Annotated in this window: 1 protein-coding gene; it reads right to left on the reverse strand. The window is 51.6% G+C overall.

What is annotated here, in order from left to right:
* Window positions 1-283 (reverse strand): UDP-2,3-diacylglucosamine diphosphatase (locus J0A66_RS23130; RefSeq protein ID WP_206576110.1); only part of this gene is annotated, 283 nt, incomplete at both ends.

The raw sequence follows: 283 nt of genomic DNA on the forward strand, positions 1-283 counted from the left end.
GGGTACACAAGCTGTCGCCGTGCATAATCAGCACTTTCTCACCGTTAAGCTCAATGACTTGCTGTTCGGGCAAGAGGGTGATGCCGGTTTCCCTGGCAAAGCGGCGGCCAATCAGAAAATCCCGGTTACCGTGGATAAAAAATACCGGTACACCGCTATCAACCAGTTGCCTGAATGTTTGTTTAACCTCTTGGTTAAACGGGCTTTGGTCATCATCGCCAATCCAGGCTTCAAACAGATCACCCAAGACATAGAGTGCCTGCGCCTTGGTGGCTTGCTGGCG

It is taken from the genome of Bowmanella dokdonensis, from assembly GCF_017254865.1.
In the GTDB taxonomy this organism is placed as follows: Bacteria; Pseudomonadota; Gammaproteobacteria; order Enterobacterales; family Alteromonadaceae; genus Bowmanella; species Bowmanella dokdonensis.